The sequence below is a fragment of the Photobacterium sp. DNB23_23_1 genome (genome assembly GCF_052873815.1).
Genome location: NZ_JBNNXT010000014.1, coordinates 113,043 through 126,307, shown reverse-complemented (window position 1 = coordinate 126,307; position 13,265 = coordinate 113,043). Strand labels below are relative to the sequence as shown.

The window sequence follows — 13,265 nt, the reverse complement described above, 5'->3', positions numbered from 1 at the left end:
GAGCCGGATATCGACTCTCTACTTCCTTGGAACTTCTCTCATTAATAATCGCCCCGTGGAATCATGGGGCGGATACAAAACGTAGGCGATCTTTCAACTTTGATCAAAAATCATCCTGTCTACATCATAGTGATGGAAAGAAGGGTGTTAATGGTTTTGGGTGCTTTTTATCTAAATCCATTAAAGCTCTTGCTTATTGTGGTTGTTCCGTTTGGTTGTTGTTTTTATTTGTTAATAGTTGTGATTGGATGGTTTGTTTTTTCATTCATTCATCAATTATTATTTTCGTTTTTAAATTTAATAAATTTAATAATAGTGTTGTGGTGCACAAGTTTTATTATTAATGATAAAATAGAGTTGTAAGTTTTCAACGTGTTGATTTTAAAGTTTTTTAATTTGGTTTTAATTAGAAATATTGACTCGGGTCACACAAGCAAAATAACGTAAATTAATTGCGATTTTGGGTAAATTGAATAGTTCAAATTAAAAGTTAAAAATAAAGGCAAATAATATTGTACCCGGAGAATAACAATGACATCGATTAAATTGACCGTAAGAGAGAAAGTCGCTTATGGTTTAGGGGACACTGGCTGTAACTTTGTTTGGCAAACAGTGATGCTATTCCTTGCTTTCTTTTATACTGACGTATACGGGCTATCGCCTGCTCATATGGGCACAATGTTTCTTCTAGTTCGAGTGATTGATGCAGTAACCGATCCTTTAATGGGGTCGATTGTCGACCGAACCCAATCAAAACATGGCCGTTACCGCCCGTACTTATTATGGATGGCAATACCATTTGGTGGGGCATGTATGTTAGCTTTCTACACGCCTGACTTTGGTGAAACGGGCAAAATAGTATACGCCTATGCGTCATATATTTTCCTTACGCTAATGTATACAGCAATTAACGTGCCGTATTGCGCGATGGCAAATGCCTTGTCCAATGACTCAGTCGAGAGAACATCTTTACAGTCTTACCGCTTTGCATTGAGCACCACCGGTGGTTTAGTGGTCGCGACAGTTGCTTTGCCATTGGTTGATTTAATTGGTAGTGGTGATCTTCAAAAAGGTTACCTTGGTGCCATGGCTGTAATGGGTTTAATCGCGATTGCTCTATTCTTTGTCAGCTTTGCCAATACGAAAGAGCGTCATGTTCCTGATATCGAAGAGAAGCAGTCTGTATGGGCGGATCTCAAGTTACTTGCGGCTAACCATCAATGGCGGGTATTGTTCATCGTAAATATTATTCTGTTGACTGGTGTGGTGCTAAAAGGCGCAACCACCATGTATTACGTTAATACAGTAATGGAGCGACCAGAGCTTGCCACAATGTTCATGATTGCCACCATGATTGCCGCGATTGTAGGTGCGACGCTTTCTTCTCCGGTGTTTGGTAAATATGACAAACCGATGGTTTACCGCGCACTAATTGTGGTTTCTGGTTTTGTTTCCATGTTGATGTACATGGTTGAACCGTCAAATGTTGTGCTGATCTTTGTTATCGCCATGGTTTTAGGGGTGGTTCAAAACGCGACAACACCAATCCTTTGGAGCATGATGTCAGATGTCGTGGATTATGAGAAAACACGAAGCAACCGCTCACTAGGTGGCATGGTGTTTTCTACCAATTTATTTGCTATCAAGTTAGGTATCGCGCTAGGTGGTGCAGCCGTAGGCTGGATTCTGGCCTGGTCAGGTTACGTTGGCGGTGCTGAAGTACAACCGGCAGAGGCGATCAAGGCGATTAACCTACTTTATACCGTTGTTCCCGGTGTGATGTTTGCTTCGTTAGCTATCTTCATGATGTTCTATAAGCTTGATAAGCAGAAGCTTATTCAAATTAAGGCATTGTTAGAGCTTGATGCCAAGCAACTCACTAAAGAAAACAAAACGGTTCATAATGCCCAGCTGAGTTAACCCCCTGACTGCTTTTACTCCTGAACAGAATTGATTAGCCCCGAGCAAGTGGGGCTAACTAAACATTTTTCATGTATGCAACACAGCATTGTTGCTTAGAAGACAGAAATTATTTTAAATTTCCAAAATTAGGAATTTGATTATGTGTATCTATAAAGACGCTAATTACACCACAACTGAACGTGTGAAAGATCTGCTTTCCCAAATGACTTTAGAAGAGAAAGTGGCTCAGTTGGGTGCACAATGGTTGATCTTGGATGAGAGCGGTGACCACCAAGAGCGTGAGTTAGAAATGTCGAATAACAGCGCATCTCGCACGGTACAAGAAAAATTGAAGCATGGCCTTGGTCAAATTACACGTCCACTAGGTACACATACTGTCGGTGCTGAGAAAGGAGTTAAAGCACTTAATGAGCTTCAAAAATATTTAATTGAAGAGACACGCTTAGGCATTCCTGCAATTTCTCACGAAGAATGCTTAGTCGGTTTAATGGCACAAGGTGCGACGCTTTATCCTTCTTCTCTGAACTACGGTCACACTTGGAACCCAGAGCTGATCGAGAAAGTGGCTGAAGATATTGGTCGCCAAGCTCGGACAGTCGGGGCAAAACAAGGGCTAGCGCCGGTACTGGATGTATCGCGTGATGTTCGCTGGGGGCGAACGGAAGAAACATTGGCGGAAGACCCGTACTTAGTCGGAATGATGGCGACCAGCTATGTGAAAGGCTTGCAAGGTAAGGATCGCGATTTGATTGCGACGCTTAAACATTACGTCGGCCACTCGGCAAGTGAAGGTGCGAGAAACCACGCTCCGGTAAATCTAGGTTTTAAAGAGCTGAATGATACCTTTTTATTACCATTTGAAATGGCAGTTAAGCTCGGTAATGCAGGTTCTGTGATGCCTGCTTACCATGATATTGATGGTGAGCCGTGCCATAGTTCATCTTACCTAATGACGGAAGTTTTGCGTAATCAGTGGGGCTTCGATGGTCTTATTGTGGCTGACTATGGCGGCGTTGAACTTCTTAGCGAGCATCACGCAACGGCAACAGACCGTGTAGATGCAGCAGCACAAGCATTCAATGCGGGGCTGGATGTTGAACTGCCGGACGATGCGTGCACGACGTACATAAGTCAAGCTGTAGATCAAGGCCTTATTACGCAAGAGAAGATCGATGAAATTGTATCTCGAATCTTGTCTGTGAAGTTTGATCTTGGTTTGTTTGAAAAACCATACACGCCGGTTCCAACAGATTCGCTACATAATGAATTGAGCGAAGAGTTGGCATATCAAGCGGCAAGCGAATCGATTGTATTGCTGAAAAATGACGGCCAGCTACCGCTGGCGCAAAACAGCAAAGTTGCATTACTCGGTGCTACGGCTGATGATCCATTGGCACTGCTTGGTGGTTACAGTTTTCCTGTACATCTTATCTTGAGTGGCAGCGATGCGTCAGAGCGTGTTGCAAAATCGATCAAAGAAGCATTAGAAGATCGTGTGACGCTCATCGGTTACAAAAAAGGCTGCGATATATTAACTGAACGTCATGGTGGTGCGCCGGTATTCCCTGGTGATGTAGACATGGCAGTCGCACAGAATACGACATCACCAGTGAGCATGGATACATCGAATATTGAATCTGCAGTTTCTATTATCAGTGATGCTGACGTGGCTGTCGTTTGTGTGGGTGATCTAGCGGGACTATTCCAAACCGGTACTATTGGTGAAGGCTCAGATGCGGATTCTTTGAACTTACCGGGTGTACAACAGCAGTTGCTCGATGCCGCGTTAGATAGCGGTAAACCGGTTGTGGTTCTAGTGACTGGCGGTCGTCCATACTGCTTAGGACGTGCAGAAGATGAAGCGGCTGCTATTGTGTACGGATGGGCCCCGGGTCAATGTGGTGCAGATGCCATTGCTGATGTACTAACTGGTGTGACGAATCCTAGCGGTAAATTGACGATTTCAATTCCGAAGAATGTGGGCGCAGTGCCGTATTTCTACAACCATAAGTTGAAGAGCGCGGGGACGCCGATAGCGTTCCACTTCGGTTCTCGATTTAACTTTGGCTTTGGTCTGAGCTACACAAACTTCGATTATAGTAATACAACACTTGTAAAAGTAGATTATGACTTTGATGAGTCAGTGACGCTCTCTGTGGACATCACCAATACCGGTGATCGTTCAGGTGCTGAAATTGTTCAGTTGTACGCACGTGATAAAGTGTGCTCTGTTGTACGTCCTGTTAAAGAGCTTAAAGGCTTTAAAAAGGTACACTTAGAAGCGGGTGAGACGAAAACCGTCACCTTTACGTTGCCAATTGATATGTTGAGCTTTACTGATTCATCTCATCAACGTGTTGTTGAAGGGGGGGAATTTGACTTGATGCTCGCTCGTTCTTCTCAAGAGGTTGAGTCTCGTCACACTATCAAAGTGAAACCGGGTAAGAAGGTGTTGCCAAGAGAGTGGAAAATGGTGTGTGAAGTCTCTATCGATTAATCATGATAGATGAATTGATCTAAATCATTAATACCAATCTGGATAAGTAATTGATCTATGTATTACGCAGGAAAAATGGTTGTTATCAAGGCAGAGATTGCAGTAACTAGTGGCTCTAATTACAAAATCTCTAACATAGATAGCAGCGATTTTAACCAGTAAAACTGATCAAATACTTATTTAGGTTGGTATAAGTTTAATTAACCCGCATAAATACTATTCCCGAGTTACTTTCCGTGCTCGGGTTTTTTATTGTTACGTTTAAAATAGGGCAATTAAATAAAGCATAAACCTGCTGTTTGTAATGACAGGTCAGCCGTTGTCTTTGTCATTACAAGTAAGACTCTGCGCTTATTTATCATGTGGATAGGATCTGCCATTTTACTTCAAGGATTATGTCTGATAAGGACTTATCGATATTTGCCTTTGCTCACAATAACTTATTTTATACATTCAATATTAAAAAAACATAATAGAAAAACATTTCCATAAGTCGCAAAATTTAATTATTGAAATGCTTCGGATGAATCTATTATGGCAAATTTAAATGTGATGAGCTGGGGGGAATACCAATTATTCTCATTAACTAACCAGCGAGGTACACAGGTCGATATTTCTGATCTTGGAGGTTTGATTGTCAATTTTTATGCACAAGATAAAACCGGTCAAACGAGGAATATTGTCTTAGGTTATGAAGCACCGAGCGAGTACCTTAAAGGTCGGTGCTACCTCGGGTGTATCGTTGGTCCTTGGGCGAACCGTATTGCGAATGGCCGTTTTTCAATTGATGATGTTGATTACGCTTTAGAATTAAATGAAGGCACAAATCACTTGCACGGTGCTTCTGCTAACCTTGGTGAAAAGCGCTGGGATGTCACTCGTGTTGATGACATGACATTAAAGCTTACGACCACCGTGAATGCAGGTGAAGCGGGTTATCCTCATACTATTGATTTTGTTGTTACCTATCATCTTACTGAGCAAAGTGAGTTGTGTATTTGTTATGAAGCGATGCCACATGGTTTAACACCAATAAACATGACACAACATACTTATTTCAACCTCAGTGAAAGTGAAGATGTGCTAAATCACAGTGTACAGATTCACTCTGACCGTTACTTGTGCGTTGATAGTTGTGCAATCCCATTGTTTGAAGCGCCAGTAGCAAATACACCTTTTGATCTTCGTCAACAACTGAAGATCAAAGAGGGGATGATTCAAGCGAATGAGCAATTACAAGCGGCTGGTGGTTTTGACCATTGTTGGTGCTTTGACGCCACAGAATTACAACCCAATGCCGTTGTTTATGAAGAGACAACTGGATTAAAGCTGCATGTTGCCAGTGACCAAGTAGGTATGCAGTTCTATACCGGTAATTTCTTGAATCATGAGCTTGGTCGAAACTCACAAGTTTATAAAAAACATGCGGGATTATGCTTGGAAACACAATGCTATCCAAATCAAATTAATATGGATAACAAGCAAGATTGTATTTACGGGCCAAATAAGCCATACCGTCACAATGTTGTATATCAAGTACAAACGATTGGAAAATAGATAGAGATTATTATGATTAACATTCCTCAAGTAAATATGGGCATTGTTGCCGTAAGCCGTGACTGCTTTCCTCTTTCACTTTCAGAGCAACGGCGAAACAGTGTTGTAGAACAATGTCAAAAGAAAGATATTCGTATTATCGAGTTAGAAACGATTATCGAAAATGAAAATGATATGGTTAAGGCTCTTCAAGAAGCGAAGGACAAATCTATTAATTCTCTAGTGATTTATTTGGGTAACTTTGGGCCTGAAGGTCCACTGACTCAAATGGCACAGCGTTTTGATGGCCCTGTTATGTTTGTATCGGCTGCAGAAGAATCAACCTCATGCCTTAACAACGCTCGCGGTGATGCATATTGCGGTATGCTAAATGCCTCGTACAGCGCAAGCCTTCGTAATATTCGTCCACATATACCTGAGTACCCAGTGGGAACCCCAGACGAAGTAGCAACTATGATCGGCGACTTTGTACCAGTTGCACGCACTATCTTGGGCTTGAAAGGGCTAAAAATCTTTAGCTTTGGCCCTCGTCCACACGATTTTGTCGCTTGTAATGCCCCAATTAAAGCGTTGTTTGACCTTGGCGTTGAAGTGATGGAAAACAGTGAGCTTGATTTACTTGAGATCTATCAGCAAGCAGAAGGACACCCAGACATTCCAGGTATTATTGCGGATATGGAGCGTGAACTTGGTGACAACAACCCTTACCCAGATCTATTGCCAAAACTGGCTCAATACGAGGTAGCACTGCTAACGTTCCATGAGCAAAACCTAGGAGCTGCAAACTTTGGTATCTTTGCGAATAAGTGTTGGCCATCATTTCAAACGTTCTTCGGCTTTGTTCCTTGCTATGTCAATGCTCGCCTAGCTGAACGTGGCATCCCGGTTGCGTGTGAAGTGGATATTTATGGTGCACTGTCTGAGTACATGATTACTTGTGCAACCAATCATCCTGCAACGCTGCTGGACATCAATAATACCGTCCCTAAAGACATGATTGAGAATGCGGCAGAACAAATGGGTGACTACACAGAAAAAGATCTGTTTATGGGCTTCCATTGTGGTAATACTGCTCCAAGTTGTATGAAGAGCTCGCAGATTCGCTTCCAAAAAATCATGCACAGTTTGATTGAGCCTGGACAAGAGCCAAACATGACGCGTGGGACGCTTGAAGGTCAAATTAAAGCAGGTGAGGTGACGTTGTTCCGTCTTCAATCAACGGCAGATACTAAGCTTCGCTCTTACGTAGCGCAAGGTGACATTCTTGATATCGACCCTCAATCGTTTGGTTCAATTGCAGTATTTGCTATTCCAGAAATGCAGCGCTTTTACCGCCATGTCTTGGTTCAAAAACGTTATCCGCACCATGCTGGTATTGCCTTTGGTCATGTGGGCAAAACGTTGTATCAAGTGCTAGACCTTATTGGTGTGTCAGATATTGATTATAATCAACCTGCGCATGAGCGTTACCCAAATGAAATTCCAAGTGTTTTTATTGGTTAATACCAACACAATTGAATTAATTGGATAATAAAAAGGCTTTAAGAGTTTTCTTAAAGCCTTTTTTATTATCAGTTAAAAATGCTTATGAGTTTTATCTATTCGTTCAAATTTAGATAATCGCTACTGCTTTAAGAATATCGGACCCTGTTTACTTGTTTAATGTATTTATTATGACATGGGATTTTCTGAATTGAGAATTATAATTCAGTTATCTCACTGCTTTGCTTTGATATTGGCATTGTTTTGAAGGCGCAGTGTCAATAACAAGGTGTGGAGATTGTAGAAGGCGATTTGATGAAGCATAATTTGATTATTATTTAATTAAAAATAGAGTTGCAAACCCAATAGGATTTATGAAGGAAGATTCAGGATTTATTGATATTATTTGCAGGTAAAACGCAACTTTATTAGCAAATATGTTAGGGAACTTAAATATATATTAAAGCGGGAATGAACAGATTATTCATGAATATAAAAAAAGAAGATAAATATCGTCCACTCAGGGGGCTTTCATCACCCCCTAGTTTTTTGCATTGGTTCCGCATCGATAAAGCCCATTACGCGATACAGCAAGAGCCTTGGCCACTTCCTCTACAGTGAATTTGCATGAGGATCTAAACTCTTATCTGTAATCGAATTCATATGGTAGTTAGTGAAACGATTATAATTTATGTGCTTGGCTACCCAATCAATATCATCCATTTCTGGCGATCTTGTTCGGCGCTTACCAATCAGTACGCTTGCAAGCGCAAAAGCAAAATCGATGGTAACCCCGTAGTCTTGACCCGTTACAAATTGACCATCAATGACAACAGGTTGATCGACATATAAACCATCATCGTAATTGCGGTGTAAATTTCCACAGCAAACGTAATGGTGCTCAGAAAGCAATGAGTTTCTAGCTAGTACTTTAGCGCCAGATGAACAAAGTGCGCCTATGTATGCTCCGGAGTCAATGTGTTCTTGAATGAATTGAATTACAGTCTTGTCTGAACCTAACTTATCTGTGTTTGGTGGACCGCCAACCAATGCAATTGCATCAAATTTAAAGTTTCGTTGGTTATCAAGTAGATCATCGACATATAAATTAACACCATGATAAGACATGAGATAATAATTTTTATCGCAAGATAGAACGGTCACAGATATGTTTAGGCGGCGTAGTATATCTATCACATTAATGGCTTCCCCTTCCTCAAAACCAGAAGAAAGTAACAGGGCAACTTTTTTCATCAGTTTAACTCCTAATAATGTTTTTATTAATGATATTATTTTAGTACGATAGATTAAAGATGAAATTTTAACTATAAATAGAACAATTATTGCCTTTCGAGGGCAGATAAGAAAAGTACTTGTGTGGCTTTTAATAGGTATGTGATATTTATTTTTTCTTGAGTTAGTGACAGAATATTTACACTAACTCGTTGACAATATCGCGTTATAAGATTGTAGTTAATCATTACCCTATTTATAGGGTAATGTTACTTATCAAGGAGGGATTTCACATTTTTAATGAAAAATTCCGTTTTAAGATCTGTAAATATGCTCTCTGTATCCAAAATTTCCTAAATGTTTTTACTAAAGTTATCAATAAAGATTGATTTGGTTAACTGGTTGTTGTTGAAATTATTCATGGATTTCATCTCTAAACTCTTTTGGCGTTTTGTTTAAATTTTTCTTAAACACAGAGTACATATATTGCAATGATGGGTATCCGCATATTTCAGCAATTTCTACAATAGGCAAAGATGTGGACTTTAATAAATTACAGGATTTTTCAAGCTTAGAGTTGTGTAATTCTTGGTGAATTGAGTGTCCACGCTCTTTTTTGAACCTTGCTTCCATGTTTGAGCGAGAAATACCGACATAACTTAATACCTGGTCGACTTTAATACCTTTGCAAGCATTCTGACGGATAAAGTGCATAGCTTGAATGACATAAGTATCATTTAACGCTTGGTAATCGGAGCTTTGACGATGGTGAACCTGAGAGGGTGGCACAAGTACGCGCTTGAATTTTTGTTTCAGTACTTTAGGACAATCACCATTGGCTTTCGCATCAATGTGTTTGTGAAGCATTTTTGCTGCTCGATAGCCCATCTCTTTGCACCCCTGAGCAACAGAGCTTAGTGAAACACGGGCCAAGTAACGTGCAAGTTCTTCATTATCAATGCCAATAATGGATATTTTGTCAGGAACCATTAGGTTAAGATGATCGCACATTTGCAGTAAGTGGCGTGCTCGAGAATCTGTTGCCGCTATTATACCGGTTGGTGTCGGTAACATTTGCAACCAGTCAGCTAAGCGGTTCATGTCATACTGCCAAGTATGAGGTTTAGTGTCATTACCGCGGTAGACTGAGCTGGCATAACCCTCTCGCTTCACTATCTTTTTGAATGCTTTTTCTCGTTCGTTAGCCCAGCGTTTATCTTCATCATCAGCAAAACCATAAAAGGCAAAGTGTTGTAGTCCTTTATCCTTTAAATGCTGAAAAGCCAATTCAACCAGAGCTTGATTATCAGTAGCAACGTATGGAACGTCAGGGTATTCATCTGAATCTTCGTATGATCCTCCCACACCGACAACAGGAATATCCGTGCCGGTTAGAAGTCGCGCGATTTCAGGATTATCGAAGTCCGCAATGATACCATCTCCCTGCCAAGCTTGAATATTTTCAATGTGAGTAGTGAAGTCATCTTCGAGAAAAATATCCCAGTTACATTGAGAGGCTTGTAGATACTCACCAATACCTTCAATCACTTGACGATCGTAAGTTTTATTGGCATTGAATAGTAGATTAATGCGGAGTTTTTTATTCATAGATATGCCCTTAACTTTTGATGAGGGGCAGTCTACCAGCCAATAGTCGTTTTCGGTGTGATCTCGGACACGTTCATGAAATCCATGAGTTTCAGTATTAAATAACGTAATTGTGTATTATTTACCACCCATGAGTACCATGTTCAACTAACATAGCATTTCGTATGGGATTTTGAGAGCCGGTACTGGCAAGAGGTTAAACTATGTATTAGGTTTGGGTCGGTATATTTGTAAACCTATTGTTTGTCACGCGATGGAGGCATTGTTGCTTCTAAAGCGATAAAACGAGAGGTTTTGCGACCTCACCCTCTTTGCTCTGAGCAAGGGCTCCTGCAACGTTGGTGGGGCGACTTACCAATCTATCTCTGGACTCGGTTACAGATTAATTTCTCATTAGTGATTGGGCTTTCTGGCCAGATCATAATGGTCATTATTTCACTTCAGAAACTCGGCCATTGCGGTTTCTCTTTCGTTTCTTTTTTTCGAATTGAAGCTTCTGCCACGAAGGATAAAAAATCATCCACATGACAGAACAAATCCACTAACTTACACATTTATCTATGACTAGCATATTACCTTTTGGGAGTTGTCGATTAATCAGGCGAGGTGACGGCTCGTGTTAAGGTGAGTTTGTCGTATTAAGGTGACCTATCAGTATCAGGCGAGATATTGTATTTTTGCCTGCATAAAACTTAAACCATTTCGTGATAGCACTCTCGTTTGTTAAATAAGTTAATAAGGATGATTAAAATGGCAATTGATCTGTTAAGAGGTGACGTCCAGAGTATGAATGGTCGATAAGGTTATATTAAAGTTTATTTAGTCAATAACGCTTCAATAGATAAATGAAAAATAATGTTAACCATTTTTTCACCTGTTAAAAATTAATTTTTATCAATAATATTATATATTAAATATACTATATTATTATCTAGCGTTAAATTTTATAAGTGTGTTAATAATAATTGATTGGAGGTTTGAATATGTGAGTTAAATATTAATTGTTAATAAAGACCAATGGTCATTATATAATATAAAGGAGTATAACAATGAAAATGCTCAAGGAAATTATTTTATTATGAACTTATTTAAAAATGAAAAAAATATAGAAGGCTTAACGCAAGACAACTTTCCAGGTGTAATGAAAGTAGTAAAAAAGGTCAGTTTGGCCGCCATGATCGGCAGCGCTCTCAGTTTATCTTCTATAGTTTCTGCCTCGCAAACATCACCAGAGATATCCCCTCCACAGAAAATGAACATTTTGTGGTTAGTCATGGAAGATACAAGCCCTAATGTATTGCCAGTTTATGGTGATAACACGATAGAAATGCCAACTATTAGTCAATTAGCGGCTGAGGGCATTAAGTATACTAACGTATACTCTACAGCAGGAGTTTGTGCGCCAAGCCGTGCTGGCTTGGCCACAGGTATACATCCTTCATCGTTTGGTGCTAGTCATATGCGTACTAATGCGCCTCCTAGACCTGCTGGTTTACCACTCTATGACGCTATACCACCTGCAGAAGCTAAAATGCTAAGTCAATATATGCGTGAGGACGGCTATTACACCACAAATAATTATAAAGAGGATTATCAATTTTCTGCGCCTAAAACGGCGTGGGATGAAAGTGGACGTTTCGCTCACTGGCGCAATCGTCCGGAAGGTCAGCCGTTTTATGCGGTATTTAATTTTACCACGCCTCATGAATCAGGTTTGTTTGACCCATATGGTATAAGAAAAGTAGAGTATCGACATTATTTTTCTGATGATAACGAACGTATTGCTAAATTACCTGAACATCAGATGGAAAAAACCACAGGGAGTGACACACCAATACATTTACCGCTAGATACTGTTTTTAATATTCCGCCATATCTGCCTGATACTGATGCTGTACGTCGTGATATGTGGAAAATGTATAACAATCTTGCCGAAACCGATAAGCAAATGGCTGCAGTTTTACAGCAGTTAAAAGATGATGGTTTGTATGATAATACTATTATCTTCTTCTATGCCGATCACGGCGGTCCTTTGCCTAGACAAAAACGTTTAATCTACGATAGTGGATTAAAAGCGCCGCTGATTATCCGTTATCCTGATGGGATGAATGCTGGCCTAGAAGACGATCAAATGATCAGTTTTGTTGACTTTGCACCTGCCACTATGGCGATTGCTGGTTTAACGAAGCCTGAATATATGCATGGTCGTGACTTTATTTATAATACAGAACCAAAGCGTAATTATATATATGCTGCAGCAGATCGTTTTGATGATCAGACTGATGCAATCCGCGCAGTAAAAGATAAGCGTTTTAAGTACATTCGTAACTATCGTCCAGAGCAAGGCTATTATTTACCAATTGCTTACCGTGAAAGAATCCCCACCATGCAAGAATTATTACGCTTGTTGAAGGTTGAGGGAGGATTAACATCCGCGCAAGCGCAATGGTTTAGAAAGACTAAAGATAAAGAAGAATTGTTTGACACACTAAATGATCCCCATGAATTGCATAACCTATCGGCCGATCTTAAATATAAAGCGACATTAGATAAGCTAAGTGCTCAGATGGATCGCTGGTTAGCAGATATTGGTGATCAGCCGAATTTACCAGAAAGAGAGTTGATTGCGGATTTATGGCAAGGTCAAGACAGTAAACCCAAAACGCAACCGCCAGCGGTCACTATTTCAGGTGGTGTTGCTCATATTAGTTCGGCAACGGAAGGTGCTAATATTGCGTATAAAGTTATCAGTAATGGGTATGAACCAAAAACTTGGTTGGTGTACAAAGCGCCAGTACAATTAAAAGCAGGTGAACAGTTAAAAGCTGTCGCTCATCGTATAGGGTATCAAGAGAGTGACGTAGTTAGTGAAAAACTTGTACCATAGCCAAAATACTTAGCAGATGCTGATATTTGCTATAGTAAATCCTGAACAAAACAGGGCGATTAAAGTGACGTAATTCGT

The 13,265-nt window shown here is 40.2% G+C and carries 8 protein-coding genes and 1 pseudogene; 6 read left to right on the top strand and 3 right to left on the bottom strand.

Going from position 1 to position 13,265, the window contains the following annotated elements:
• From ACVA53_RS11395 to ACVA53_RS11375, 5 genes are all read left to right on the top strand, one after another.
• A partial coding sequence (locus tag ACVA53_RS11395) for a hypothetical protein (protein WP_446505165.1) occupies positions 1-344 on the top strand: 344 nt, incomplete at its 5' end.
• Between the two features lie 187 nt (positions 345-531).
• Positions 532-1,920 carry a glycoside-pentoside-hexuronide (GPH):cation symporter gene (locus ACVA53_RS11390; protein ID WP_446505164.1) on the top strand — a complete coding sequence of 463 codons (1,389 nt, stop codon included), beginning with the start codon at positions 532-534 and terminating at the stop codon, positions 1,918-1,920.
• A gap of 142 nt (positions 1,921-2,062) precedes the next feature.
• Positions 2,063-4,420: a glycoside hydrolase family 3 N-terminal domain-containing protein gene (locus tag ACVA53_RS11385; RefSeq protein WP_446505163.1), complete on the top strand. Its 2,358-nt coding sequence runs from the start codon at positions 2,063-2,065 to the stop codon at positions 4,418-4,420.
• A 534-nt stretch (positions 4,421-4,954) separates the two neighbouring features.
• The gene (locus ACVA53_RS11380; RefSeq protein WP_446505162.1) at positions 4,955-5,977 is read left to right on the top strand and encodes an aldose epimerase family protein; all 1,023 of its coding nucleotides are present in this window, start codon (positions 4,955-4,957) and stop codon (positions 5,975-5,977) included.
• Positions 5,978-5,989: 12 nt separating this feature from the next.
• On the top strand, positions 5,990-7,480 hold the full coding sequence (locus ACVA53_RS11375; protein WP_446505161.1) for an L-fucose/L-arabinose isomerase family protein: 1,491 nt from the start codon (positions 5,990-5,992) through the stop codon (positions 7,478-7,480).
• Positions 7,481-8,071: 591 nt separating this feature from the next.
• Here ACVA53_RS11375 and ACVA53_RS11370 read toward each other — a convergent pair.
• From ACVA53_RS11370 to ACVA53_RS11360, 3 genes and pseudogenes are all read right to left on the bottom strand, one after another.
• Complete coding sequence (locus ACVA53_RS11370; protein WP_446505160.1) at positions 8,072-8,713, bottom strand: DJ-1/PfpI family protein; 642 nt, start codon at positions 8,711-8,713, stop codon at positions 8,072-8,074.
• 393 nt (positions 8,714-9,106) lie between these two features.
• Entirely contained in the window at positions 9,107-10,300 is a 1,194-nt protein-coding gene (locus ACVA53_RS11365; RefSeq protein WP_446505159.1) for a XylR family transcriptional regulator, read from the bottom strand.
• Positions 10,301-10,716: 416 nt separating this feature from the next.
• A pseudogene (locus tag ACVA53_RS11360) lies at positions 10,717-10,854 on the bottom strand (IS982 family transposase); the annotation flags it as partial.
• Between the two features lie 524 nt (positions 10,855-11,378).
• Between ACVA53_RS11360 and ACVA53_RS11355 the strand changes: the two are divergent.
• Positions 11,379-13,187: a sulfatase-like hydrolase/transferase gene (locus tag ACVA53_RS11355; RefSeq protein ID WP_446505158.1), complete on the top strand. Its 1,809-nt coding sequence runs from the start codon at positions 11,379-11,381 to the stop codon at positions 13,185-13,187.
• Positions 13,188-13,265 lie beyond the last annotated feature (78 nt).